The following is a 24527-nucleotide window of genomic DNA, read 5'->3' as shown; positions in this document are numbered from 1 at the left end:
ACGATGAGGTCTCCATTCTGATGCCGCCGGACCAACGCTACGGCGACGAGGAAGACGACGATGAGCGCTACTCCGCAGACTACTGAGCGGGGCAGTCATCACCATGGAATCACAGAGGCCGTAACAGCCAGTTGGGAGAGTGATCCGTTTCGCTCACATTAAGCGCCACTCCACGGTGTCAATCCCCAGTACCTTTAACGCGGGCTTCAACCCCTCAACATCCTCGGAGTGGCGGGTGAATACAGCCGTGTGCTCTGTCGAGGTCGCCCCGGGTGTCAGCTTGAGCTCATCCAGCCAATAGCTGACCCGACGGGCAATGGCCTCCCCCGAATCCACCAGGGTGATGCGGTCGCCGAGCAATGCCTGCAGTTGCGGCCGCAGCAGAGGGAAGTGGGTGCAGGCCAGCACCAGGGTGTCCATGTCGGCAAACCTCGGGTGAGCGAACAGTGGTGAGAGCAGCTCCCGCAGGGATTCGGTGGTTACGGTTTTGCCCCGCAAGTGCTCCTCGGCTCGGTGAACCAGCTCCGAACTCCCCTGGGAAACCACCGTGCAGTCCGAGGCGAACCGGGCGATCAGGTCCCGTGTGTAGGCACGCGCGACGGTGCCCGGCGTGGCGAGTAAGCCGATGACCCTGGAGCGGGATTGCGCCGCTGCCGGCTTGATGGCCGGGACGACCCCCACGATGGGCACGGTGAAATGGGCGCGAATCTGTGGCAGGGCCAGGGTGCTGGCACTGTTGCAGGCCACCACCACCACGTCGGGCTCAACCTTATCGATCAGCGCCCGGAGGACGGCGTCGACGCGCTCGACCAGTTCCGCCTCGCCCTTGGTGCCATAGGGGAAAGCGGCATTGTCCGAGGCGTAGGTAATGGCGCAGCCAGGCAGCAACTGTTGGACATCGGCCACAATGCTCAGGCCGCCGACACCGGAGTCGAAGATCAGAAGGCGGGGGGCGCGGTGGTTCATGGTAGTGTGAGTCCTGGCAGCAAGTCGGCAATGGTGATCAGCAGAACCCAGCCGGCCGCAGGCCATTCATAACGCGGCTTGGGCAGGGCCAGCCAAGCTTGGTAGAATGCACGCCGTGCCGGTGGGTCGCGTAACGAACTGGTGATTGTATTTTGCCCCCCGGTTCCACACAAGCGAACCGGCCTAAAAATGGGAACCACTCTTTGCCTCTGATGAATCTGACATTGTTAATCGCCGCCGGTGGCGGTTTTCTGGCCGGGCTGGTGATCGCGGCACTTCTCTACTACGGGCGCATCAAGGGTGCTTTTGCCGCCCGCCTTCAGGCGCAGGAACTTAGCCTTCAGCGCGCGGAGGGCGACTGGGCGCTGAAGGAGTCCGGTTATCGCCACCAGCAAATGCAACTCGAACGCCAGCTCTCGGAACGGCGGGAGCGGGAGCAGGAGCAGCGCCGGCAATGGCAGGAGGTGCAACAACAGCGGGAGGCGGTGCAGGGCCGCCTGGGCGAGACCCAGCAGGAACTGGCCGCCGCCCGGGAAAAGCTCCAGTACCTCAACGAGATCCAGCAGGAGCTGCGCCAGCGCGATGCTCAATTGGCGGAGAGCCGCAGTCAGGTCACCGAGCTGCAGACCCGGCTGGGGCAGGAGCGCGAGCACTTCGAAGCGCAGCTGGCACTGCTGCAGGATGCCAAGAAGCAGCTTACCGGTGAGTTTGAAAATCTGGCCAACCGGATTTTTGAAAGCAAGCAGCAACAGTTCTCCAACAGTAGCAAGACCCTGCTGGAAACCACCATTGATCCGCTCAAATCCCAGTTAACCGAATTTCGCCGAAAAGTCGAAGATGTCTACGATAAAGAGAATGCCGAGCGCAATCGGTTGGCCGGGCAAGTCGTAGAGCTGCAAAAGCAGGCCCAGAAGATCGGTCAGGATGCGGTCAGCCTGGCCCAGGCCCTAAAGGGCAACACCAAGTCCCAGGGCAACTGGGGCGAGGTGGTGCTTGAGCGGCTGCTGGAGCAATCGGGGCTGCAGAAAGGACGCGAATATGAGACCCAGGTCAGCTTTGCCAGTGCGGACGGCGGACGACGCACCCCGGATGTGATCGTGCGTCTGCCAGAGAACAAAGACATCATTATCGATGCCAAGGTCTCGCTGGTGGATTATGAGAAATACTGCAACACCGAGGATGCGGCCGAGCGCGAGCAATACCTGGCGCAACATATTCAGTCTTTACGCAACCATATTCGTGGATTGAGCGTAAAAGACTATGAGCAGCTCGAGGGTGTGCGGGCGCTCGACTTCGTTTTCATTTTCGTCCCCATCGAAGCGGCGTTTATGTTGGCGCTGCAGCAAGACCCGAAACTCTACAGTGACGCCTACGACAAGCACATCATCCTGGCGAGCCCGACCACGCTGCTGGCGATTCTTCGGACCGTGGAAAACATCTGGCGGTACGAAAAGCAGAACAAAAACGCCGAGCGCATCGCTCGGGACGCGGGAAAACTGCACGATCAGTTCGTGTTGCTGCTGGATGCTCTGGACACGGTGGGCAATCACATCGATAAAAGCCGGGAGGCCTACGAGACCGCGCGCAAGCGCCTGGCCTCGGGCAACGGCAACCTGCTGCGTCGGGTGGACAACATTCGGAAGTTGGGCGCCAAAACCAAGAAAACGATCGGGCGGGACAAACTGGAAGACGCGGATGAGCTCGACGGGCTCGAAGCGTTGGATGACCCCGCTGAACAAACGAGTGAGGAATAACCCTATGAGTGTATGGCAAGGCCTGGCCGTCGTTGGCGCCGTGGTGATACTGATACTGGCCGTGGTGGCCGGGGTGCTTCAGTACAAAGTGCATCGATTGAACCGCGCGCGAAAGGCCCAGCAGCAGGAGCTGGAAGCGGCGAGCGAGGCGCAGCGCGAGCGCATCAACAAGAGTATTCAGGTGATCGCCCACTCCGTGGGCTCGAACGATATCACCCTCACCGAAGCCAGCATCCGCATCAGCGTGCTGCTCGACAGTCTGGGTGTGGAAGATCCGGTGCGCGAAGAGTTCTCGGCGTTTTACGAGCTGAAGACCGCGACCGAACACATTCCCATTCTGCAGGCCTGGAAGGATCTGAGCACCAAGCAGAAATTCAAATACGACCGTGACCGCACCACTCAGGAGCAGTTTCACGAGAAGGCCGTTGTGGAGGCCGCCAAGCGGATTCGCGGCCGTCAGTTCTGACCGGCCGCGAGGCTTAGGGCCGGTCGGTCAGCGCCGGGTCAGAATGACCCCACACTCCAGGTGATGGGTGTAAGGGAACTGATCAAACACCGCGAAATGCTCAATGCGGTGGGTTTGCGTGATGGTGTCCAGATTGTGTTTTAGCGTGTCCGGGTTACAGGAGACGTACACAATGTGGTCGAACCGTTGGGTGATACGGGTGGTGTGCGGATCGAGACCGGCACGGGGCGGGTCGACAAAAATGGTGCTGAATTCATAGCTGTCCAGGTCGATGTGGCGCAACCGGCGAAAGGGCCGCACCTTGTCCATTGCCTGGGCGAAGTCCTCGCTGGACATGCGAACCAACGTCAGATTGTCGACCCCGTTCAGGTTCTGGTTGAATTCGGCCGAGGCCAACGAACTTTTGGCCAGCTCGGTCGCCAACACCTGGCGAAAGTTCTGTGACAGGGGGAGGGTGAAATTGCCGTTGCCGCAGTAGAGTTCGAGCAGGTCCCCGCCAACACCTTCGGTATGGCCCACGGCCCAGGAGAGCATTTTCTCGCAGATTCGGGCGTTGGGCTGGGTAAAGCCGGTTTCGACCTGTTGGTACTGAAACTCCCGCCCCCTGACCTGCAAACGCTCAATCACATAGTCCCGGTCCAGCACGATTTTCTGTTTCCGGCTGCGGCCGATCAGGCGAATGTTGAGGGCATCCTGCAAAGGCTTCGCCTCCGCCTCCCACTCTTCACCCAGGCGTTTGTGGTAGAGCAGGGTAACCAGGGCTTCCCCGGAAAGGGTGGTCAGAAACTCCACCTGAAACAGTTTCAGGCGCAGCATCGGGTTTGAGTTGATCGCCTCCAGCAGCGGCGCCATCAAGTCGTTGATGCGCTGGGAGGCCACCGGAAACTCATCAATAAGAAAGGGCTTTTTGTATTCCCCGGGTTGGTACATGGCGTAGTTCGCGCGACCGTCTTCCTGCCACATCTTGAATTCGGCCCGCATCCGGTAATGCTTGTCGGGCGAGCGGAATACCTCGATCTCCGGCAGGTTGAAGCGGGCAAAACTCTCCCGGAGCTGTTCCACTTTCTGGGCCAGCTGGCGCTCGTACTGCTCCGGGAATACTTGATGTATGGCCATAGGGTCGGATCTTCACCGGTGGAAAAAGGGCCGCGATTGTACCAGTTGTTTCCCCACCGGTGAAAAACGCGTCAGGGCGCGCGGCATTCGCCCCATTCACAGACCACAAAGCTCTGGCTCTGCTCACCACAGTAGATGCCGTAGGCTTCGTGGGGCCAGGTGTTATGAATGACCACCAGGGCCGCATCCGGGCACCGGCCCTCCATGCGTTTCTCGATCTCCCGGTAGCTGCGCCCGGGTTCCAGGTCCCGGGGAACGTCGGCGGCAATCGTGGGTACCTCGGCCAGGGTGACCGGCCCGTCCGCCGCCTCAATCAGTTGCTCGTGGATCATGGCGTCTCGCTCGGAGGCCGGGTCCAGGTAGGCCTTCTCCGTCAGCGTCGTCTCGAGCTCATCGAAGCGACGCTCACAGACAATACGCTGATTATCCGCGCCTCGGGCCCGAAGCCGCAGCTCCGCCACCGCCCGGTTCTGATGGCGGTGCTTGAACCGAACCGCTCTGAGGGCGAGCGGTTGCTCCTGGTAGATGGTGACCTCATCGGCCAGCGACTGCGAATACTGGGCGTCGGCCCCGGCAAGCACATCCCCGTGGCTGTACATCCACATGGCGCGCAAGTCCTGAGCGTAGTTTTTCAGTTCCGGGCCCACACCACCGCATTCGGACAGCAGCGTCTCGGTATATACAGCGTCAGCCAGTACAGCGCCGGCCATCAGGTCCAGTTCCTCATCGGTGGGCGGCACGACTTCCGGCGCGGCGCAGCCGGCCAGCCAGGAAAAGAGCACGGTTGCCATGAGTGATTTGCCGGTCGTGGTGAATCGTTGGTAGCTCAATGTCATGTTGTTGACCCCGAAGAATGTGAATTGCTCGTGGTAAGCGAATTAACAGTGCGGTGGTGCTCGGTGTGGCCCGCCAATGGTAAGCGGATGGTAAAGCATGACCCTTCACCGGGTATAGAGTCCACTTCGATGGTGCCGGAATGGTGCTCGGTGATAATGAAGTAGGAAACGGACAGCCCGAGACCTGTGCCCTGGCCCACATCCTTGGTGGTAAAAAACGGCTCGAAAATGTGGCGCCGGATTTCCTCGGTCATCCCCGGGCCATTGTCCTCGATCTGAAGAACAGCGCTGCCCCGGTCCAGAAAAGCGCGCAGCCGGATAACCGGTGGCGAGGCCGAGTCACTGGCTTGAAACGCCTGTACGGCGTTGCGCAGCAGGTTGAGAATCACCTGTTGGATTTCCGCTGCCGACCCTACCACCGGAGGGATGCCCTCGGCCAGTTCGGTGATCACCTGGGGGCGTTGCTGACCCTGGCTGGTCTGCTGACTCAGCGTATTGTCTCCCAGCTCCAGCGTGTGGCGGACGATGCGCACCAGGTCAAAATGATCGTGGGAGCGGCTGTTGCCGCGGGAGAATTCCAGCATATTACTGACAATATGCATGGACCGCTCGCCGGCCTCGCGAATGTCGTCCAGAAAATGGAACACCCGCCGGTGGGCCAGGTATTTGTGGAGTTGCTCAAGGTCCACGCCCAGCTCCCGGGCGACTTTCTGGTTCTGCGGCAGTTCCAGCGAGGTTCGCCGCTGAATGTTCTGCACGCCGTGCAACACCGTGCTCAGCGGGTTGTTGATCTCGTGAGCCATGCCCGCCGCGAGCTCTCCCAGCGACATCATCTTCTCATTCTGGATCATCATGTTTTCAATGCGCACGCGCATGGTGATGTCATCCAGGCGAATGACCGCGCCAATCGCCTGAACGGCAATCAGGGGGTAGATGCTGAGGTCGGTGTAGTGGGCGTTGCTCCCCTGGCCCTCCTGGAGGTTTTCGTTGAGATAAGGCACACCGCTCTGGATGGTGCGATTGACGGTCTCCATGGTCACCGGCAAATCGGGGTAAACCTCCGTCAGCGGCTGGCCCAGGGCATGGTCGGAGTCGACGCCGGTTATCCGCTCGGCGGCGCTGTTCCAGTGAGTGACAAGGCCCTCGGGAGTCACGCCAATCAGTACCGAGGGCATGGCGTTGATGACGCTGTGCAGGTAGTCCTGGGTTTCGCGCAACAGAATTTCCGTAACCTGGTGGTGCGCCACCTCATCCTGCAGTTGTTGATTGGTCTGGTTAAGGCTCTCCGTGCGCTCGGCGATTCGGGCCTCAAGATCGGTCTGGTTGCGCCGCAACGCGTTGCGGGCGCGTTTATTGTTCAGGCGGCTGCGCTGCAATCCGATGATCAGCAACGTCTGCAACAGCAGCAACATCGCAATCACCGACCAGAGTAGGGCCGTGGGCCACCCCGCCGGTTCCTGAGCGTAGGCGACACCGGGCCATGTCAGGAGGCTGCTCCCCGCCAACAAACCGAAACCGGCGGGGAGGGGGTCTTGTGCAAGCGGGTGCGCAATCAAAAGAGGCATCACTCGTGTTGTTATCGGTGACAAAGGTTCATTCTAACCCCCCGGGCCCGGAACTTCTAACGAACTGCGTCATAATTATCACCTTCCTCCCGCGCCCCGTTTACTGTCCAAAACCATCCGCTGAAAGCACCCTTGAAGACGGTTAAATAAGATGGTTTTGGTGACATGTGCCAGGCCTGTAAATGATCAAAAAATGTCCAACAATCAATATCTTGGCTTTTTTCCCAACAATTCCCAGAAAGTGTTTGACACCCGATCGGATTTCGGTAGAATGCGCAGCCCATGGCGAGGGTGGTTAGCTCAGTTGGTAGAGCGGCGCCCTTACAAGGCGTAGGTCACAGGTTCGACTCCTGTACCACCCACCAGTTTAGCTAAAGTGACACGATTTAGCCCTTGCCATGACAAAGCGGACCGGTAGTTCAGTTGGTTAGAATGCCGGCCTGTCACGCCGGAGGTCGCGGGTTCGAGTCCCGTCCGGTCCGCCATATTACGAAAAAGCCCCATACGTTGGGGCTTTTTTGTGCCCGAAAGAAACTGCCGTGGTACGTCGCGGACGGGGCTCGAACCCGCGGGGTCGACCAATTTGTCGGGAACAAATTGGGACGGCGCAGCCGCCCGAAGGGCGAGCCTCAGGATGAGGCGAATCACTAAATGGCAGGATAGCCATTTTGCACAGCCGCAGGCTGCCCGAAGGGTGGGCGCCATGGGCCGAGAACTGCTCCTGCGTTTTCGGCATTTCCGCCATCCATGGCGGCCATGGCGCCCATGACTAAACGGCAGGATAGCCGTTTTGCACAGCGGAGGCTGCCCGCAGGGCGAGGGCCATGGATGGCCCGAGTGAGCCCCGTCCGGTCCGCCGCAGCGCGAAGCGCTGCCGCTCAGAATCTCGTTTGGCTGCCATTAAAAGACCTAAAATGGTAGGTGGCGGGCTCACGCCCTTACCAACCCTACGCCGGCCGATGTGTTCCTCCAGTCAAGCTTCCGATATTTTTGCCTCCCTCTAAATTTCTCCGGAACCAATCACAAAATTGTCACACCAAGCCCTTACTCTATTCATGACGGATCGGCGCATGGAAGGGATTCCACTATTAACTCACCCACTTCCGGAGGAAAAAGCCGTGGAAGACTATGTAGAAGACCTACTGGAATACAGCTTTGATGACGCGGAGGACGAAGGCGCGGAAGACTACTCCGACCTGTAACTCCCTCTGCTCCCACCTTTCCCGCCCATTCGGGCGCTGCCCTGCGGGGCGAGACCCATTCCATTTCTGCCGACCGGTTCACACCTTTGGTGCCAAACACCCGGCATAATTCCCTCAAGCGCTTGAGTCTTCGCGAATTTTGGCGTTAACTGAAACAGTCGACGGCGCCCGAGTTATCTATGGCCACTCCCATCTCGGAACATACCGAAGCGGTATACCTTTTTTCTGGTGACAAGCTTGCCAGGGAGATGCTGTATCCGGAATTTGAGGCTGTACTGGATGGTTTTGTACCGGTGCCCGAATACGCCGGTCGCACCGCTAAAGCGGTATACCTGACCATAAGCCCCCAACTGACCATCAGTGCCCTGGTTTTCTTCGTGATTGAGTTCGACACCGGTGGCATGGCTGACCGGCGTTGGAACCTTCCCCTTCAGCAATTGATTCAACAGGCCTCCCGAGGCCCCGATCTTGGCGGTGGGCCGGTGCGCCTGGTGTGCTTCAGCCAGTGTCCGGTCGCGTGGCAGCAGAAACACCTCTGGGACCCGCAGATGGAGCCGGGCCGGAACAGTTTTGTGGCACTGCGCAAGGCCGTGGCACGCAACCGTCTGGGGCTGGTACGCAGCGAGCCCGAACCGGCACCGGCCGCGGAAAGAGAGCCCGAAATCGCCCCGAAGGCAGCTCAGCAGCTGAAAAAAGTCCTCCACGAGCACTATTCGCAGGAAATGCGGGACCGTCTGGCCCGTATGCTGAAAGAACAGCGCCTGCGCATTACCACTCTGGCGAACCAGCAGACGCGCAAAATCGACAAACTCAACCAGACCCATCAGCAGCGTCTGCAGGCCTATCGGGACAAGGTCAAACAGCTTCAGGCCCAGAACAGCGAGCTGACCGAACGCCTGGAAACGCTCAAGGAAAACTTCGACGCTCAGGTTCAGAAGATCGAAGGCATGCGGGAATATTTCAGCCATAAGCTGAAGGCAGCCCACGCCGACGAGAACCTTCAGCTTCAGACGCTGCAGGAAAATTATGAAATGGAGCTGGCGGCAAGGGTCCACAGCGCCACGTCCGAGCTGGAAGAGCGGCTCGAGATGCGGGAAATGGAGCTCTTCTACCGTCATCAGCAGGAAAACAACCTGAAAGAAGAAATCTCCCGCCTGCGCCTCGAAAACCAGACCCTGTTGGAGCAGGGGGGTGGACAACTGCTGGAACGGCTGGACACTGCCGGCATCAGTTTTGTGGCCTTCCATGCCGGCGTGGGGCAGCTCACCGTCCCTCCGGCGGAAATGGCCGCGTACCTGGATGACCCCGACACCTTCGCCGCCCGAGCCCTGGGCGTAGAGCCGGAATTGTACAAGGGCTGGCTGGCCCATGGGCGCAATCCGCATTGCACCGGCGTGGATCCCAATGGCAACCTCTGTGGTCGGGAATTGCCGCGCGTGGCGCGTCCTTCCGACTTCCACCCCGGCGAAAGTGACCGTTGTCCGGCGCACCAGACTTTGGTGACTCAGCGCTTGGCACAGTAAGTAAAACGGCGCACAATGAGTGCAAATAAACGCGCCAATGGCCAGTGGCCAATGGAATGGAAAGGAAGTAACCATGCTGTCATCACAGCCGCAAGCGCCCGACAATAAAGCGTCTTTTGATCTGGCGCTGACCCGCACGCTCGTGCCCCTGAAAGACATGAGCGAGAGTCACCTTGAAGACCTTCTCTCGCAAAGCCAGGCCGACGTGGTATTCGCCGGCCAGACGCTGTTTCGTGCCGGTGAGTACGATGGTCGACATGTCTATCTGTTGCATGGCGATGTGCGGCTCGAAGCCCCCAACGGCGACGTCACCCCGATCAAAGGCCGTTCGACCTTGTTGCCACTGGCGCACCAACAGCCACGCGCCGTGTCGGCCATCGCGCAGACCGACTGCAGCGTACTGCGCATCGACAGTGAGCAACTGGACAAACTGCTGACCTGGAGCCAGGTATCCGACTACCTGCAACTCAACATTTCCCGTCAGCGCGACCTGGACGAAGACATCGACTGGATGACCACCGTCCTGCGCTCCAATCTGTTTTTCAAAGTCCCGCCGCTGAATGTCGAGCAGATTTTCTACCGGCTGCGGCCCCAGGTGGTTCACGCCGGTGACATCGTGATTCGCCAGGGCGAAATGGGTGACTGCTGCTATTTCATCAAGGAGGGTGAAGCGGAAGTGCATCGGCGCGGCGAAGCCGGATGGACCCATCTGGCGGATGTGGGCAAAGGCCGTTGTTTCGGTGAGGATGCCCTGGTCAATGATGCCCCCCGCAACGCTCGGGTGCGCATGCTGAGTGATGGCGTGCTGATGGTGCTGGATAAACAGGACTTCTACCGCCTGCTCAAAGCGCCGGAAGTGCCCACCATTCCCGTGAAAACCCTCCCGGAGGTGCGCGAGCGCAACGCAGTCTTGGTGGATACTCGCAGCGAGGAAGAATACAGCCAACGGCACCTGTCCCGTGCGGTCAACATTCCCTTGAGCCTGCTGGCCATCAAATCCCGCCTGCTGGCCGAAGAGCAGGAATACGTCTGCTATTGCGATACCGGCCGACGCAGTCGGGCGACCGCCCACCTGCTTCGTCAGCAGGGCTATCGTGCCCAGGCACTCGATCACTGCCCGCAATTGTTTTCCGACCCGCAATGGGAGACTATGCTCGAATCCGACGTGCGCTATGTGTTAAAAGAGGGCAAAGCGCAGGCGGAACAGCCCTGAGCGTTGCCCAGAAACACAGCCTTGAGCTGTCTGGTTAGACAGCCCTGAGCGGCTGGTTAGAAAGCCTTGAGCGGCTTGGTTAAACAGCCCTGAGCGGCTGATTAAAAAGCCCTGAGCATTCTCCCGTAATTCCGGTTAGTGAGACACTGAATGTCCGAATTCACCACCATCGGTCTGATTGTACGCCGCAACAGCGAGCGTGCCGTTTACTCCCTGAAGCGCCTGATCCGCTTCCTCCAGTCCAACGGCCGTGACTTCGTGCTGGAGCAGGAAACGGCCGACCACTTGCCCGACCAGAGCCTGCGGGATGAAGCCAACCATACGGCCTCCCTCGCGGAATTGGGCAAGCACTGTGATCTGGTCATCGTGGTCGGGGGCGACGGCAGCATGCTCAGCGGCGCCCGTGCCCTGGTGGAGAGCGGCGTCCCGCTGCTGGGCGTCAATCGCGGCCGCCTGGGCTTTCTCACCGACATCACCCCCGACGACATCGAAGACAAAGTGGGCGAAGTGCTTGCCGGCAACTACTTCGAGGAAAAGCGCTTCCTTCTGGATATGCAGGTCATCCGCCAGGGGCAACTGGTCAGCGCCGGAGACGCGCTCAACGACGTGGTACTGCACCCCGGTGAATTCATCCGCATGCTCGAGTTCGAGCTCTATGTGGATGGCCACTTCGTCACCAGCCAGCGCTCCGACGGCATGATCGTCTCCACCCCGACAGGCTCCACCGCCTATGCCTTGAGCGGGGGCGGCCCCATCCTGCATCCCAGGCTGGATGCCATCGGCCTCGTTCCCATGAACCCCCATACCCTGAGCAGTCGACCCATGGTGGTGCCCGGGGACAGCGAAATTCGAATACTGGTGGGCGAGCACAACAACACCAACCCTCAGGTCACGTGTGACGGACAGATTCACTTCGTCGCCTGCCCGGGCGATGAAGTGGTCATCCGGAAAAAACCCAAAGAACTCACCCTGATTCACCCACAGAACCACAACTTTTACGAGCGATGCCGATCCAAGTTGGGGTGGGGCGGGCACCTGCTGGACTGAGGAGTATTGATGACCGATGCAGTAACCCCTGGGCTCCAAGGCTATGACGTGATCGGTGACGTTCACGGCTGCGCCGATACCCTGGAGCGGTTGCTGGACAAGCTGGGATACCACCTCGGGCCCAACGGCTACCACCATCCCCGCCGACAGGTCGTGTTTGTGGGGGACATCATTGACCGGGGCCCCAGAATCCGGGAAGCGCTGCTACTGGTTCGCACCATGGTAGAGTCGGGCGCGGCGCACATGGTGCTCGGCAACCACGAATTCAACGCCCTGATGTACTGCACACCCAACGAGGGGCCTGAGGGCGGCTACCTGCGGCCTCACTCCCCCCGCAATGCCTGGCAATTGGCCGAAACCCTGGAGCAGTTCGCCGACTATCCCGACGAGTGGCAGGATCACCTGGACTGGTTTCAGCGCCTGCCGCTGTTTCTCGAATGGCACAGCTTCCGGGTCGTACACGCCTGCTGGGACGCCCACCTGATCGCCTGCCACCGGGCCCGCTTCGGCAGCGGGCACTTCGACCGGGCGTTTCTGCAGGAAACCGCCGACTCTCATAGCGTCGCGGCGCGAACCAAACAACGGTTGACCAGCGGCATCGATCTACCGCTTCCCCAGGGGATGAGCATCGTCTCCAGCGACGGGGTCGAACGGACCCACTTCCGCACCAAGTTCTGGGCCCCGGAGGCCGAGACCTACGGCCAACTGCTGTTCCAGCCCGACCCCTTGCCCGAAGGCGTGTCTGAGCAACCCATCGACCCGGCCCATCGGGAGCGCATGATCACATATGGCGAGAACGAAAAACCTGTTTTCGTCGGCCACTATTGGCTCAAGGGGCGTCCCGCCCCGGTCGCCCCCAATATTGCCTGCCTCGACTACAGCGCCGTGAAATTCGGGCGACTGGTGGCTTACCGGTTTGACGGTGAAAAGCAACTCGATCCGAAAAAATTTGTCTGGAGCTATGTCGATCCCTGACAATACCCGTACAACTCCCACAATGATGCCCACAACCTAGAGAGAACGAGTGAACTGGATTCCCGTCAAACAGCTCCCACTGGACCGAGACCTGACCGAGCTGAGCCGCTTCCTGCACCAGCGCGGACTGGTACACCGCATCACCGATGAAGGCCAACACCAGGAGATCTGGGTTCAGGACCCGGCCATGGTCGACCCCTTGGGGGAGCTGACAGACCGCTGGCTAAAAGGGGAGGTGGAACTGCCCGAGGGCGAGCAACCACGCCGGACCATGCCCAAAGGGCCGAGCCCGCGTCAGTTCCCGGCGACCGTCGTTCTCCTGCTCCTGAGCGCCGCCGGCGCTCTGATAGGAATGCAGATACTCGGCGGTGCCCTCGTCCCCTACCTGACGTTCCAACCCGTAGGCATGGGCTTTAACGGCCCGGAGTTCGGTGACTGGGGCGAGGCCATGGCGAGCGGCGAGTTCTGGCGATTGCTCACCCCGGCGTTTCTCCACTTCAGCATGTTTCACATTCTGTTCAACGGCCTGTGGATCTGGGAGCTCGGCCGACGCCTGGAAGCCGTCCTCGGGCCCTGGCGCTACTTGCTATTCGTTGTGGTGACTGCCATCGCCGCCAACCTTGGCCAGTTTCTGGCGGGTCCTTCCGTATTCGGCGGTATGTCCGGCGTGGTCTACGCCCTGATCGGTTACCTCTGGATGCGCCAGCGCTTCAACCCCCACCCGATGCTGGCGGTCCCTCCGGGCATCATCGGATTTATGCTAGTGTGGCTGGTCATCTGCATGACGGGCATCGTTGATAAGTTCATTGGCGGCTCAGTCGCCAACGGCGCTCACCTGGGCGGATTGGTGGCCGGGGTGGTCTGGGGCATCCTTTCCTCCGGTCGGCGCGTATCGTAAGGTAGAGTGGGGCGGGGGTTTGTTATACTGCACCCTGAAGTAACTGTGGGATTTGTGCATGAATTACAGTGATTTGCTCGAACGCATCACACCGGAGATTTACGAGAACCTGAAGCGTGCGGTGGAGCTGGGCAAGTGGCCGGACGGCCGGGTGGTAACCCCCGAGCAGCGTCAGCATTGTCTGGAGGCGGTGATTGCTTATGAGCACCAGCACCTGCCCCCGGAGGAGCGCACGGGCTACATTCCTCCCAAACCCCACACTCACTGTGGCGGAGAGGGCGAGGTCGCCGAAGCTGATCAACCTCTTAGGTGGAAATAGGTTTTCTACATTTAGGGTTTGACGAAGTCGCATCGTCCGGCCTGGAGTGGTGTATACCGTTGGGAGACCCGCCGTGAACCCATCCATGGGGGCTTCTCATCGGCATCCATGCCTCAGAGAGTCTCCCAACGGTATACACCACTCCAGGCCTCTCAACTATCGTTAGAACCATGTGGTGGTTGTTACTTGCATTCACCACTAAACAACAATTGTGGCACGGAGGCCGTAGGCGGGGTGTACCCTTCAGAGACTCTCTGAGGCATGGATGCCGATGAGAAGCCTACAGGGATGTATTTACGGCGGGTCTCTGAAGGGTACACCCCGCCTACGGCCGGACTTCCCGTCTACCACCACATTCGCAATTCTTTGTTGGAGTTAATTATGTCCGCACGTGATGCACAGCCGAAAGCCATCCAGTTGAAGGACTATCGGCCGCCGGAATACCTGATCGACCGGACCGAACTGCACTTCGACCTCAAAGACGACAAAACCCGCGTCACCAGCACCTTAAAACTGCGTCGCAACCCCGAGGTTAACGCCAGCGGAAACGAACTGCCACTCAATGGCCAGGAAATCGACCTCATCTCCGTCGCCATTGACGGCAAAACACTCGACGACAAACAATACCGCCTCGACGACGAAACCCTCACACTGCTCAACGTCCCCGACGAATTTGAACTCGTTACCGTCGGCGACATCGACCCCAAAAACAACACCTCACTCGATGGCCTCTACCAGTCCAAAACCATGTACTGCACCCAGTGCGAAGCCGAAGGCTTTCGCAAGATCACCTGGTACCTGGACCGGCCCGACGTCATGAGCGAGTTTTTTACCACCGTCGTCGCCGACAAAAAACGCTTCCCCGTGCTGCTCTCCAACGGCAACCCCATCGAGCAGGGCGATACCGACGACGGTCGGCACTTTGCCACCTGGCACGACCCCCACAAAAAACCCGCGTACCTGTTCGCCCTTGTGGCCGGGGATCTGGAACAGATTGAAGACAGCTTTACCACCCAATCCGGCCGGAAAGTGGCGCTGCGCATTTTTGTCGAAGGAAAAGACCTGGATAAATGCGACCACGCCATGACCTCCCTGAAAAACGCCATGCGTTGGGACGAGGAAATGTATGGCCGGGAATACGATCTGGATATTTTCATGATCGTCGCCGTGGACGACTTCAACATGGGGGCCATGGAAAACAAAGGCCTGAATATTTTCAATACCGCCTGTGTGCTGGCCAAACCTGAAACCACCACTGACGCCGGCTTCCAGCGGGTCGAAGGCGTGGTGGCGCACGAGTATTTTCACAACTGGTCCGGCAACCGGGTCACCTGTCGGGACTGGTTCCAGTTGAGCCTGAAAGAAGGTTTTACCGTCTTTCGCGACGCGACTTTTTCCGCGGACATGGGCTCGCCCACGGTCAAGCGGGTGGAAGATGTGTCCGTGCTCAGAACCATGCAGTTCGCCGAAGACGCTGGCCCCATGGCGCATCCGATTCGGCCGGACTCCTATATCGAAATCTCCAACTTCTACACGCTGACCATCTACGAGAAAGGCCACGAAGTGGTTCGCATGTTGCGCAACCTGTTGGGGTGGGAATTGTTCCGCAAGGGCACCGACCTCTACTTTGAGCGCCACGACGGCCAGGCGGTGACCACCGAAGACTTTGTCGCCGCAATGGAAGACGTCTCCGGTCGGGACCTGACCCAGTTCAAACGCTGGTACTCCCAGGCTGGCACCCCCCGGCTCAACGTGACGGACCACTGGGACGAAGCATCCGGCGAATACCGGCTGACCATCGCCCAGAGCTGTCCGCCCACGCCGGAGAACCAGAACAAGCAACCGTTCCATATTCCCGTCGCCATGGGGCTGCTGGGCAGCGCGGGTGCGCTGCCGCTGAAACTCAAAGGCCAGGCGCCGGACCCGGAAACCAGTGACAATACTCACACCGTTCTGGAACTGACCGAGCCCGAGCACACCTTTGTGTTTGAGCAACTGCCGGAAAAACCGGTGCCTTCATTGCTGCGCGGCTTCTCCGCCCCCGTGAAGCTGTATTACGACTACGGCCGTGATGACCTGATGCGCTTGATGAGCGCCGACCCGGACGGCTTCTGCCGCTGGGATGCCAGCCAGCAGTTGGCCATGCAGGTAATCGACGATGTCATGACCGCCTACCACCGCGGTGAGGACGTAAACACCGCGTCGGTGGATGAACGCCTGATCGAAGCCTATCGGCGCGTGCTGCAGGATGACTCCCTCGATAAAGCCATGGTCGCGTTGATGCTGACGCTGCCCTCGGAAGCCTACCTCAGTGAACAGGCCGATAAAATCGAGGTGGAGGCCATCCACTACAGCCGCGCCGCCGTCAAGCGGGCCCTGGCGAAATCATTGACGCAGGAAATGCGCGAGATTTACGAACGTTACGATCACCGCAAAACCTACCGCCCGACGGCCGAGGATATCGCCGAGCGCAGCCTGAAAAATGTTGCCCTCAGTTATCTGATGGAACTGAACGACGCCGAGCGGTTGAAAGCCTGTGACGCTCAGTACCGCGCGGCCAACAATATGACCGACGCCATGGCCGCGTTGACACAAATCGTGAACAGCGAGGCCGAGGGCGCCGATGCGGTGCGCGAGCGCGCGCTTGAGGACTTCTACGAGCAGTGGAAGGACGAGCCGCTGGTGGTGGATCAGTGGTTGCGGGTTCAGGCCACCAGTACCCAGCCCAATACCCTGACGCGGGTGCGGGAGCTGGAAAAACACGCGGCCTTCGAACCCAACAACCCGAACAAAATTCGGGCCCTGGTGGGCGCCTTCACCAACGCCAATCCCGTCAACTTCCACATTGCCAGTGGGGAAGGGTACGGCTTTCTGGCCGAGCAGGTGTTGCGCCTGAACCACACCAACCCGCAGATTGCGGCGCGGTTGTTAACGCCGTTGACCCGTTGGAGACGCTACCCGGAGAATTTGGGCAACGCCATGAAGGCGGAGTTGGAAAGGATTAAAGCCGAGCCGAAATTGTCGAAGGATGTGTATGAAGTGGTGAGTAAGAGTTTGGTTTAAGACGCTAGCGTTAGGGTCTGTTTTGGTAGGTGGCGCTTCGCTTACCTACCCTACACATCTTTCCAACCGCGTAGGGTAGGTAAGCGCAGCGCCACCTACCAAAAAAACCGCCTACAACGTCCAAGACTCCAAATTCAAAATACCCGGCGCGGCCACCAGACACCAGCCCCGGTCGTGCCAATCTCCCAACACAATCCGCTCCGCGGGCTCGCCATTCAATTCCAACGGATGGCGCGCGGGCCGGTGGGTGTGGCCGTGAATCAACAAGGGGGTTTTCTCCTTGCGCATCGCCTTGGTCACTTCCTCCGGTGTCACATCCATGATGTCCTGCGCTTTGTTGCTGTTCATACTCTGGCTCTGCTGGCGCATCTTGCGGGCCAGCTCACGGCGTTCCTCCAACGGCATGCCCAGCACTTCGGCCTGCCATTGCGGCGCCCGCACTTTGCGCCGGAACGCCATGTACTCCTTGTCCTGTGTGCACAGACTGTCGCCGTGCATCAACAGGGCCGGGCGCCCGTAAAGGTTGATCACGCTGGGGTCAGATAATAACTCGGCCCCCGCCGCTCGGGTGAAATCTTTGCCGAGCAGAAAGTCCCGGTTACCGTGCATCAGGTAAAGCCGGGTGCCATTATCCGACAGGGTACGAAGGGCGTGGATGACTTCCCGTGAGAGCGCGCTGTCATCGTCGTCGCCGATCCAGGCGTCGAAGAAATCACCGAGAATATAGAGCGCCTCAGCCCCATGAGCGCGGTCTCTGAGAAACCGCATGAACCCTTCCGTAACCTGGGGCTGGTTCTCGTTCAAATGCAAATCCGCTATAAACAACCTCGTCATAAGGCGCGCTTACTCGCTGACCGTGACCTTTTTAATCATCACCGGGTCAACGGGAACATCCTGGTGACCACCCTTGCTGCCGGTTTTCACCGCCTTGATTTTGTTGACGGTATCCATGCCCTCAGCCACTTTACCGAACACACAGTAACCCCAGCCCTGCATGCTCTTGTCGCGGTGGTTCAGGAAACTGTTGTCCTGCACGTTGATGAAAAATTGTGCAGAGGCGCTGTGCGGATCACTGGTGCGGGCCATCGCCACGCTACCGACCACATTACCCAGGCCGTTGTCGGCTTCGTTTTCGATGGGGGCGCGGGTGGGCTTCTGCTGCATGTCTTCCGTCATGCCGCCGCCCTGAACCATGAAGTTGCTGATCACACGATGGAAAATGGTGTCATCGTAAAAACCTTCCTGCGCGTACTGGGCAAAATTCGCAGCGGTTTTCGGGGCCTTCTCGTGGTTCAGTTCAATGGTGATGTCGCCATAGTCGGTGTGCAGAGTAACTTTGGATGCTGTGCTCATGATTTGTCCCGTCGCAGAGTGTCAAATGAAAGGGCGAAATCTTAACACAGTTCAGTGCTCGGCCGGGTCGCCGAGACCTTGCGTATTCGGGTGATGCTGGGCATTACTCGGCCGATGGGGAAGAGTGTTAAACTGCGACATCTGCACCTTCTATCAGTCGCGGAAGGTCAACTGATGTCATGAACAGAAGAGTCAACGAGTGAACCAGGGCCGATTTATTACTGTGGAAGGCACCGAAGGTGTCGGCAAAAGCACCAACCTCGCTTTTATTCAGCAATGGCTGGAGGCGCAGGGGCACAAGGTGCTCGTCACCCGGGAGCCGGGCGGCACGCCCATGGCCGAAGAGGTGAGGGCGCTGCTGCTGACTCCGCGAGAGGAGCCCGTCGCGCCCACGGCGGAGCTGCTGTTGATCTTTGCGGCCCGGGCGCAGCACCTGGAGCAGGTGGTGAAGCCGGCGCTCGCCGCAGGCACCTGGGTATTGTGCGACCGTTTTACCGATTCCACCTATGCCTATCAAGGGGGCGGGCGCGGTTTTGACCAGAGCGCGATCGCGGAACTGGAGGCCCTGGTGCAGGGCGATTTGCGGCCGGACCTGACGTTGATTCTGGATATCGACGTGCAAACGGGCCTGGCCCGAGCCAGTGCCCGCAGCGAGCCGGACCGTTTTGAAGGGGAGGCCGTGGCATTTTTTGAGCGGGTCAGGGCTGTCTACCGGGATCTGGCCGCGCGTGCGCCCGAGCGTTACCGAATCGTGGATGCGGGCTCGCCACTTGAGCGGGTACAGGGGGATATCCGGGCGATTTTGGAGCAGCTATAAATAAAAAGCCCCGCGAGAGCGGGGCCAGAAAAGCGGGTGTCGGGTCGCTTGCTAGAAGCGCATGCCCAACTGAAGGGCTGCCCCGCCGGTATTGGTATCGCCGCTGCTGAGCTCGCCCAGATCTTCCGCGAACACCGCCAGGTCGACATTGACCACATTAAACGGGGAGAAACCCACGCCCACGGAAACCATGTCCGCTACGTTGTCTTCCAGGTCGCGCTGAAAACCCACACGCAACTGAGCCCAGTTGGCCGCGTTCAGCTCCGCACCGACACGAGCGTATTTGGTGTCTTCGCCGGTCGCGAAATTCGGGCTGGTGTTAAGGTCGACAGAGGCTTCCGCCGTAAACCAGCTGCTCTTGTACCCCAGCGCGGTGGTAGCGCGCGGCTCCAGCTTCAGTGTGCGAGTCGGGTCGATGGTCTCATACTCGCCACTGATGGCGTTGGCCACAGTCAGGGCATAGCGCATGTTGCCGCACTGGTAGGTTGCGCCCAGGTCCAGGTTGACATCGTTTTCTTCAACGGTGTACTCATCCCCGTCGAAATCGTCCTCGTCGAAAGAGTCCACATCCGCACGATAAATAAAGGTGGCGATGTGCATGTATTTCGGTGTCACCCCCAGTAGCAGGCGAGAATCCTCGCCGGTTTTCAGGCTCTTGGCCATGGTCAGCCCGACTTCGGAAACCGCGGCGCCTACGCCCATCCCGTAGGACTCGAGCTCATCGGCATCAAAGCCGACTTGATTGACCGCGTCCTGGATGTAGGCGTAGTCGTCGTCATCAACGAATGACAGCACGGCCGCTTCCAGATGAGACTTGCCCACGATGCTCAGAGAAAGTACGTCGTTGGGGATGGCCACGACAAAGCTGCCCGAGGCGCCCACTTTGGTGGTCTTGTCATCCACATTTCGCAGCAGACGCGTGGCTTCCTCGGCTTCTTCTTCAAGCAGCTCGCGGGCGTTCTGTTCGAAGGCATCCGGGTTGTTCGGGTCGAATCCACCCACATCATCAATCAGACCGGCAGTGGTGCGCTGCTCAAGCTCGTCCAGATAGTCGGAAAGCTCCTCCAGGCCGTCGAGCAGCTCGTCCTCATCATCACCGATCAGGCCACCGTTCAACACCAGGGCAAAATCATCTTTTTCCCCGTGGGAGGCGCCCAGGCTCGGGTTCAACAGCACTCCATCGGCATAACCACCGGTTGCATAACCCGCGCCCGCCATACCGGTGAGCCGACCATTGTAGTATTCCGCGGCAGCGGTAGTGCCGGAGGCGGCAATCAAAGCCAGACTGAGGAGCGTCTTTTTCATAGTAAAACCTGTGTGAATCAATCGTGGAGCTGGGGCGAACCTGTTAAAAAATGTTAGCGATTGAAGTGTGGCCCAATATATAAGCAACTGCAATAACCAAATAGCTGCTTATTATAAAACAGTCTTGAGTGGTCCTGTTGCAGAAAGTTTGGCAATAACGACGGTCAAAAAACCGGCGTTGAATCACAGTGAACCTGTGAGCCAGTCCTTGGGTGGGTAAATTCAATGGAAGCGGCGTGCAGCAACAGGCGCTCAGACGCACTTATGGTTTCGGAAGTTCCGTAAAGGGTATCACCCAAAATGGGATGACCCAAGGCCATCATATGAACGCGCAACTGATGGGAACGTCCGGTCACCGGCTCAAGGGCCATGCGGGTGCCTGCCTCGTCATGGGAAACCACCCGGTAGCGGGTCAATGCCGGTTTACCTTCAGTGTAGTCCACTTTCTGGCGGGGGCGATTGGGCCAGTCACAAATCAGCGGCAGGTCGACCTCCCCCTCCAGCGGATCGGGCCGGCCGGCAACCACGGCGATGTACCGCTTGTGGACCTGGCGTTGTTCGAACTGCCGCGCCAGATGTTTCTGGGGTTCATACCCCAGCGGAATGATCACCAGCCCGGAGGTGGGCTGATCCAGGCGGTGCACGATCCGGGCATTGGGGTAGTGGGGCAGGATCCGGTTGATCAGGCAATCCTGCTTGTCCGGCCCCCGGCCGGGGACAGTGAGCAACCCGGCGGGTTTTTCCACCACCAGCAAGGCACTGTCTTGGTAAACCACGGGCGGGAGCATGCCGAACCTCTCTGAGCACAAAAGGGCGCCATTCTAACGTGATTCGGGCCAACGGGAATCGGGCGCTCGCAAGACGCTGTCTATTGCAGCGCAAATCCGTACAATAGAGGCTTGTTTTTCCGGCCAACGCGAACCCCATGACCGAACACTTTCCGGCACTGCCGTACCCCTGGCAAAAAGACGAATGGCAACGGCTCAATCGCCACATCGACGAGCGCCAGTTGCCCCATGCTCTGATGTTCTCGGGCCCACTCGGGGTAGGGAAATTCCACCTGGCGCGAGCCTTCGCCCAACGGCTGCTGTGTCAGGCGCCCCAGCAGGGCACCGCCTGCGGTAAATGCCACAGCTGTGGCCTGTTAAAGGCCCAGACCCACCCGGATCTGACCATCCTGCAGCCCGAAGAGCCCGGCAAGGCCATCAAGATCGACGCCGTTCGGGAGCTCACCCGCTCCCTGGGCAACACCGCCCAGCAGGGCGGATACAAAGTGGTCGTGATCGAACCGGCGGAGGCGATGAACGTCAACGCCGCCAACGCCCTGCTCAAAACCCTGGAGGAGCCCGCCGACAAGACGCTATTGCTCCTGGTGAGCCATACCCCCAGCGCGGTTATGCCTACCATTCGGAGCCGTTGCCAGATTCGGCCCCTGCCGCTACCTCCGGCCTCCCGCGTGCTGGAATGGCTCAAGCCCCTGGTTTCGGGCAGCGGTTTTGAAGCCGGTGAGCTGCTGGATCGGGCCCGTGGCGCGCCCTTGACCGCGCTCGGCCTGCTGGATGGGGACCGCCTGGAACAGCGCCGCCAGAGAGAGCAGGACTTTCTCAAACTCTGCGATCAGAAACTGACGGCAATGCAACTGGCGGACAATTGGCAGAAAGGCGACGTGGGCGAAGCCATCGAATGGCTCCTCGGCTGGCTCTATGACCTGGCGCGCTGGCAAGCCGGGGTGGGGGTATCGGCCCTGGACGCACTGCCGGCGCACTTACAGCAGACCCTGACACGGGTTCCGCCCGCGCTCCTGCACCGCTACCTGGAAAAGCTGATAACGGTAAAACGCCAGTGGCTCAGCGGTGCCAACCCCAATAAGCAGCTATTATTGGAAGAGTTGCTGCTGGACTGGGGTGTCGTGCTCCGCCAGGCCATGAAAGCCGCGTAACAGAAGCCGCGTGAAAGCGCCCGCAGGCGCCGGCAAATCTGGCCCCGGGGTTCTGGCAAATCTGGCCCGGGGTTCCGGCAAATCTGGACAGCGCCGAACGAATCCTTTACTGTTTCTTCCAAATCCACTTCGGAGTGAACTATGCACGCACTCGGCGGCGCCCGTAACGGCATACTTTCCCTGACCATCAAAGACAAAGCGGTGCTCTACGCCGCCTACATGCCCTTCGTGCAAAATGGCGGGCTATTCATTCCCACCGGCAAAAGCTACAAACTCGGGGATGAGGTGTTCATGCTTCTGAACCTGATGGACGAGGCGGAAAAAATCCCCGTGGCGGGCAAAGTCGTCTGGGTGACCCCCAAAGGCGCCCAGGGCAACCGGGCGGCTGGCATCGGTGTCCAGTTCAGCGACCAGGACAACACCGCGGTGAACAAGATCGAGACCTACCTGGCCGGCTCGCTGGAATCCGAACGCCCCACTCACACCATGTAGTCGTACCCCGTTTATCCATACTCCGCAGGTCGGTTTCGCGCAGCGTAAACCGACACGCTGATGTTGAACACACTCTCAGACAAAACGCTTGCTCATGCTGACCGACTCCCATTGCCACCTGGACCGTATCGACCTGACCCCCTATAACGGCGACCTAAATGCCGCCCTGGACGCTGCCCGCGAGCGCGGCATCCGGCAGTTTCTGTGTATCGGCGTCAGTCTGGACAACCGCGAAGCGGTGGTCGACATTGCCCGCCAACACCCGGACGTGCACGCTTCCGTGGGTGTGCACCCTTGTGATGTAGAGTCCGGCACCGCCACCGTGGAACAGCTGGTGGAGTGGGGTAGCGCCCCGGAAGTGATTGGCCTGGGGGAGACCGGGCTGGACTACCACTACGCGGAACAGACCAAGGAGCTGCAGCAGGAAAGCTTCGCACTCCACCTCAAAGCGGGCGCCCGAGCCGGCCTGCCGATCATCGTCCATACCCGCGAGGCCCGGGAAGACACCCTGGACCTGATTCGCGAACACGGCGATCCGGCCTCCGCCGGCGTGCTCCACTGCTTTACCGAGACCTGGGAGATGGCCAGCGCCGCCATGGACATGGGGTATTACATCTCCCTCTCCGGCATCGTTACCTTCAAAAGCGCCGAAGCCCTGCGGGAAGTGGCCAAAAAAGTGCCGTTGGACCGCCTTCTGGTGGAAACCGACTCTCCTTACCTGGCGCCGGTGCCGTACCGCGGCAAATCCAATGAACCGCAGTACGTGCGCGAAGTGGCCGAATTCGTCGCGGACCTGCGGGGCATCCCGCTGGAGGCGCTCGCCGAGCACACCACAGACAACTTCCATCGCCTCTTCCCGAAAGCCCAAGGCCACGTATAACCCCTACTTCCGTACTCCCCCGCTGCCCGGCGGCCGTATTGCCAACTTGCCCGCCTGCCGTAGGGTAGGTAAGCGCAGCGCCACCTACCACACAACACCGCCAAACATTCCTATCGCCCCTCAACATCCCGTACAATACTCGCTTTTACTCATCATTCAGCCGGAGCCATCCATGCCCCGTACGCAACAGATTCTGACCATGTTGGAACTTCAAGAGGCAATGAACACCAAAGTCCATCCGGAGTGGCGGGCTCAAGGGTTCGAGTTCTACCGGGCCATCTGGATTGAATGCGCGGAGTTGTTGGAACACTACGGTTGGAAGTGGTGGAAGAAACAGACACCGGATACCGAGCAGGTGGCACTGGAGCTGATCGACATCTGGCACTTTGGGCTGAGCATCCGCCTGCAGGGTAGCGACGACCTCGACGCTCTGGCGGCCGACATTGATCAGGAATTGATCGTGAAGACAGACGAGCCCGATTTTCGTCTGGACCTGGAAGCCTTCGCCGGTGCCACTTTGGCGGACCAGCAGTTCCACATCGGCAAATTCGGCCGGATGATGGCGGGCATCCGCATGAGCTTCGACGAGCTTTACCGCGGGTACGTCGGTAAAAACGTGCTGAACTTTTTCCGCCAGGACAACGGCTATAAAGAGGGCAGCTACCGCAAGAACTGGCACGACGGCCGTGAGGACAACGAGCACCTGGTGGAAGTGGTTCACAGCCTGGACGCCGCCAGCCCCAGCTTTAAAGACGAGCTGTACGCTGCTCTCGAAGGGCGCTACCGGCAATAATTAAC

General features: G+C 59.7%; 23 protein-coding genes and 2 tRNA genes. 17 read left to right on the top strand and 8 right to left on the bottom strand.

The window, feature by feature from the left end; all coding sequences use genetic code 11:
- Nucleotides 1-153: 153 nt before the first annotated feature.
- Nucleotides 154-966 carry a glutamate racemase gene (murI, locus tag G547_RS0119290; protein WP_027331231.1) on the bottom strand — a complete coding sequence of 271 codons (813 nt, stop codon included), beginning with the start codon at nucleotides 964-966 and terminating at the stop codon, nucleotides 154-156.
- 212 nt (nucleotides 967-1178) lie between these two features.
- On the opposite strand from murI, the gene G547_RS22370 reads away from it, so the two are divergent.
- Both G547_RS22370 and G547_RS22365 read left to right on the top strand, forming a co-directional pair.
- Nucleotides 1179-2720 carry a DNA recombination protein RmuC gene (locus G547_RS22370; RefSeq protein WP_036189401.1) on the top strand — a complete coding sequence of 514 codons (1542 nt, stop codon included), beginning with the start codon at nucleotides 1179-1181 and terminating at the stop codon, nucleotides 2718-2720.
- A gap of 4 nt (nucleotides 2721-2724) precedes the next feature.
- On the top strand, nucleotides 2725-3186 hold the full coding sequence (locus G547_RS22365; RefSeq protein WP_027331230.1) for a DUF2489 domain-containing protein: 462 nt from the start codon (nucleotides 2725-2727) through the stop codon (nucleotides 3184-3186).
- Between the two features lie 27 nt (nucleotides 3187-3213).
- Here G547_RS22365 and trmA read toward each other — a convergent pair whose 3' ends face one another.
- The 3 genes from trmA to G547_RS22360 form a co-directional block, all read right to left on the bottom strand.
- Nucleotides 3214-4302, bottom strand: coding sequence for a tRNA (uridine(54)-C5)-methyltransferase TrmA (gene trmA / locus G547_RS0119275; RefSeq protein WP_027331229.1), 1089 nt, complete (start codon nucleotides 4300-4302; stop codon nucleotides 3214-3216).
- Between the two features lie 71 nt (nucleotides 4303-4373).
- Nucleotides 4374-5138, bottom strand: a complete 765-nt coding sequence (locus G547_RS0119270) for a hypothetical protein (protein WP_027331228.1) — start codon at nucleotides 5136-5138, stop codon at nucleotides 4374-4376.
- On the bottom strand, nucleotides 5135-6703 hold the full coding sequence (locus G547_RS22360) for a two-component system sensor histidine kinase NtrB (protein ID WP_051235735.1): 1569 nt from the start codon (nucleotides 6701-6703) through the stop codon (nucleotides 5135-5137). Before G547_RS22360 ends, G547_RS0119270 begins: the two co-directional genes overlap by 4 nt.
- 289 nt (nucleotides 6704-6992) lie before the next feature.
- Between G547_RS22360 and G547_RS0119260 the strand changes: the two genes are divergently transcribed.
- From G547_RS0119260 to pepN, 10 genes are all read left to right on the top strand, one after another.
- A tRNA-Val gene (locus G547_RS0119260) sits at nucleotides 6993-7068 on the top strand.
- Nucleotides 7069-7111: 43 nt separating this feature from the next.
- Nucleotides 7112-7188: transfer RNA gene (locus G547_RS0119255), tRNA-Asp, on the top strand.
- Nucleotides 7189-7773: 585 nt separating this feature from the next.
- Nucleotides 7774-7905, top strand: coding sequence for a hypothetical protein (locus G547_RS23985; RefSeq protein WP_281167796.1), 132 nt, complete (start codon nucleotides 7774-7776; stop codon nucleotides 7903-7905).
- 179 nt (nucleotides 7906-8084) lie between these two features.
- On the top strand, nucleotides 8085-9428 hold the full coding sequence (locus tag G547_RS0119245; RefSeq protein WP_051235734.1) for a synaptonemal complex protein 1: 1344 nt from the start codon (nucleotides 8085-8087) through the stop codon (nucleotides 9426-9428).
- 73 nt (nucleotides 9429-9501) lie between these two features.
- Nucleotides 9502-10641 (top strand): cyclic nucleotide-binding domain-containing protein, encoded by a 1140-nt coding sequence (locus G547_RS22355; protein WP_051235733.1) that lies wholly within the window; start codon nucleotides 9502-9504, stop codon nucleotides 10639-10641.
- A 150-nt stretch (nucleotides 10642-10791) separates the two neighbouring features.
- Nucleotides 10792-11688, top strand: coding sequence for an NAD(+) kinase (locus G547_RS0119235; RefSeq protein ID WP_027331226.1), 897 nt, complete (start codon nucleotides 10792-10794; stop codon nucleotides 11686-11688).
- A 9-nt stretch (nucleotides 11689-11697) separates the two neighbouring features.
- Nucleotides 11698-12663 (top strand): metallophosphoesterase, encoded by a 966-nt coding sequence (locus tag G547_RS0119230; protein ID WP_027331225.1) that lies wholly within the window; start codon nucleotides 11698-11700, stop codon nucleotides 12661-12663.
- Nucleotides 12664-12712: 49 nt separating this feature from the next.
- A complete protein-coding gene (locus tag G547_RS0119225) occupies nucleotides 12713-13561 on the top strand; it encodes a rhomboid family intramembrane serine protease (RefSeq protein WP_027331224.1) in 849 nt (282 codons plus the stop codon).
- Nucleotides 13562-13619: 58 nt separating this feature from the next.
- Nucleotides 13620-13880 carry a YeaC family protein gene (locus tag G547_RS0119220; RefSeq protein ID WP_027331223.1) on the top strand — a complete coding sequence of 87 codons (261 nt, stop codon included), beginning with the start codon at nucleotides 13620-13622 and terminating at the stop codon, nucleotides 13878-13880.
- Between the two features lie 381 nt (nucleotides 13881-14261).
- Entirely contained in the window at nucleotides 14262-16943 is a 2682-nt protein-coding gene (gene pepN, locus G547_RS0119215; RefSeq protein ID WP_027331222.1) for an aminopeptidase N, read from the top strand.
- 111 nt (nucleotides 16944-17054) lie between these two features.
- On the opposite strand, the gene G547_RS0119210 is transcribed toward pepN, so the two are convergent.
- Entirely contained in the window at nucleotides 17055-17777 is a 723-nt protein-coding gene (locus G547_RS0119210) for a UDP-2,3-diacylglucosamine diphosphatase (protein ID WP_027331221.1), read from the bottom strand.
- 9 nt (nucleotides 17778-17786) lie between these two features.
- The gene (locus tag G547_RS0119205; RefSeq protein WP_027331220.1) at nucleotides 17787-18296 is read right to left on the bottom strand and encodes a peptidylprolyl isomerase; all 510 of its coding nucleotides are present in this window, start codon (nucleotides 18294-18296) and stop codon (nucleotides 17787-17789) included.
- Between the two features lie 199 nt (nucleotides 18297-18495).
- Between G547_RS0119205 and tmk the strand changes: the two genes are divergently transcribed.
- Nucleotides 18496-19113: a dTMP kinase gene (gene tmk / locus G547_RS0119200; RefSeq protein WP_027331219.1), complete on the top strand. Its 618-nt coding sequence runs from the start codon at nucleotides 18496-18498 to the stop codon at nucleotides 19111-19113.
- A gap of 51 nt (nucleotides 19114-19164) precedes the next feature.
- On the opposite strand, the gene traF is transcribed toward tmk, so the two are convergent.
- Both traF and G547_RS0119190 read right to left on the bottom strand, forming a co-directional pair.
- Nucleotides 19165-20418 carry a conjugal transfer protein TraF gene (gene traF, locus G547_RS0119195; protein WP_027331218.1) on the bottom strand — a complete coding sequence of 418 codons (1254 nt, stop codon included), beginning with the start codon at nucleotides 20416-20418 and terminating at the stop codon, nucleotides 19165-19167.
- Between the two features lie 164 nt (nucleotides 20419-20582).
- Nucleotides 20583-21206 (bottom strand): RluA family pseudouridine synthase, encoded by a 624-nt coding sequence (locus G547_RS0119190; RefSeq protein ID WP_027331217.1) that lies wholly within the window; start codon nucleotides 21204-21206, stop codon nucleotides 20583-20585.
- A 137-nt stretch (nucleotides 21207-21343) separates the two neighbouring features.
- Here G547_RS0119190 and G547_RS0119185 point away from each other — a divergent pair, with 137 nt between their 5' ends.
- The 4 genes from G547_RS0119185 (at nucleotide 21344) to G547_RS0119170 (ending at nucleotide 24522) form a co-directional block, all read left to right on the top strand.
- On the top strand, nucleotides 21344-22357 hold the full coding sequence (locus G547_RS0119185; protein WP_027331216.1) for a DNA polymerase III subunit delta': 1014 nt from the start codon (nucleotides 21344-21346) through the stop codon (nucleotides 22355-22357).
- Between the two features lie 141 nt (nucleotides 22358-22498).
- Nucleotides 22499-22849, top strand: coding sequence for a PilZ domain-containing protein (locus tag G547_RS0119180; protein ID WP_027331215.1), 351 nt, complete (start codon nucleotides 22499-22501; stop codon nucleotides 22847-22849).
- Between the two features lie 94 nt (nucleotides 22850-22943).
- The gene (locus G547_RS0119175; RefSeq protein ID WP_027331214.1) at nucleotides 22944-23729 is read left to right on the top strand and encodes a TatD family hydrolase; all 786 of its coding nucleotides are present in this window, start codon (nucleotides 22944-22946) and stop codon (nucleotides 23727-23729) included.
- A 172-nt stretch (nucleotides 23730-23901) separates the two neighbouring features.
- On the top strand, nucleotides 23902-24522 hold the full coding sequence (locus G547_RS0119170) for a dUTP diphosphatase (RefSeq protein ID WP_036189396.1): 621 nt from the start codon (nucleotides 23902-23904) through the stop codon (nucleotides 24520-24522).
- Nucleotides 24523-24527 lie beyond the last annotated feature (5 nt).

This window comes from Marinimicrobium agarilyticum DSM 16975 (assembly GCF_000423345.1).
GTDB classification, from domain to species: domain Bacteria; phylum Pseudomonadota; class Gammaproteobacteria; order Pseudomonadales; family Cellvibrionaceae; genus Marinimicrobium; species Marinimicrobium agarilyticum.
The sequence above is the reverse complement of the archived record's forward strand: the minus strand, read 5'-3'. Positions and strand labels throughout refer to the sequence as shown.

Bases quoted from the DNA above. Each gene is read 5' to 3' on its own strand.
- murI (WP_027331231.1), bottom strand. From the start codon at position 966: ATGAACCACCGCGCCCCCCGCCTTCTGATCTTCGACTCCGGTGTCGGC.
- G547_RS22370 (WP_036189401.1), top strand. From the start codon at position 1,179: ATGAATCTGACATTGTTAATCGCCGCCGGTGGCGGTTTTCTGGCCGGG.
- G547_RS22365 (WP_027331230.1), top strand. From the start codon at position 2,725: ATGAGTGTATGGCAAGGCCTGGCCGTCGTTGGCGCCGTGGTGATACTG.
- trmA (WP_027331229.1), bottom strand. From the start codon at position 4,302: ATGGCCATACATCAAGTATTCCCGGAGCAGTACGAGCGCCAGCTGGCC.
- G547_RS0119270 (WP_027331228.1), bottom strand. From the start codon at position 5,138: ATGACATTGAGCTACCAACGATTCACCACGACCGGCAAATCACTCATG.
- G547_RS22360 (WP_051235735.1), bottom strand. From the start codon at position 6,703: ATGCCTCTTTTGATTGCGCACCCGCTTGCACAAGACCCCCTCCCCGCC.
- G547_RS23985 (WP_281167796.1), top strand. From the start codon at position 7,774: ATGGAAGGGATTCCACTATTAACTCACCCACTTCCGGAGGAAAAAGCC.
- G547_RS0119245 (WP_051235734.1), top strand. From the start codon at position 8,085: ATGGCCACTCCCATCTCGGAACATACCGAAGCGGTATACCTTTTTTCT.
- G547_RS22355 (WP_051235733.1), top strand. From the start codon at position 9,502: ATGCTGTCATCACAGCCGCAAGCGCCCGACAATAAAGCGTCTTTTGAT.
- G547_RS0119235 (WP_027331226.1), top strand. From the start codon at position 10,792: ATGTCCGAATTCACCACCATCGGTCTGATTGTACGCCGCAACAGCGAG.
- G547_RS0119230 (WP_027331225.1), top strand. From the start codon at position 11,698: ATGACCGATGCAGTAACCCCTGGGCTCCAAGGCTATGACGTGATCGGT.
- G547_RS0119220 (WP_027331223.1), top strand. From the start codon at position 13,620: ATGAATTACAGTGATTTGCTCGAACGCATCACACCGGAGATTTACGAG.
- pepN (WP_027331222.1), top strand. From the start codon at position 14,262: ATGTCCGCACGTGATGCACAGCCGAAAGCCATCCAGTTGAAGGACTAT.
- G547_RS0119210 (WP_027331221.1), bottom strand. From the start codon at position 17,777: ATGACGAGGTTGTTTATAGCGGATTTGCATTTGAACGAGAACCAGCCC.
- G547_RS0119205 (WP_027331220.1), bottom strand. From the start codon at position 18,296: ATGAGCACAGCATCCAAAGTTACTCTGCACACCGACTATGGCGACATC.
- traF (WP_027331218.1), bottom strand. From the start codon at position 20,418: ATGAAAAAGACGCTCCTCAGTCTGGCTTTGATTGCCGCCTCCGGCACT.
- G547_RS0119190 (WP_027331217.1), bottom strand. From the start codon at position 21,206: ATGCTCCCGCCCGTGGTTTACCAAGACAGTGCCTTGCTGGTGGTGGAA.
- G547_RS0119185 (WP_027331216.1), top strand. From the start codon at position 21,344: ATGACCGAACACTTTCCGGCACTGCCGTACCCCTGGCAAAAAGACGAA.
- G547_RS0119180 (WP_027331215.1), top strand. From the start codon at position 22,499: ATGCACGCACTCGGCGGCGCCCGTAACGGCATACTTTCCCTGACCATC.
- G547_RS0119175 (WP_027331214.1), top strand. From the start codon at position 22,944: ATGCTGACCGACTCCCATTGCCACCTGGACCGTATCGACCTGACCCCC.
- G547_RS0119170 (WP_036189396.1), top strand. From the start codon at position 23,902: ATGCCCCGTACGCAACAGATTCTGACCATGTTGGAACTTCAAGAGGCA.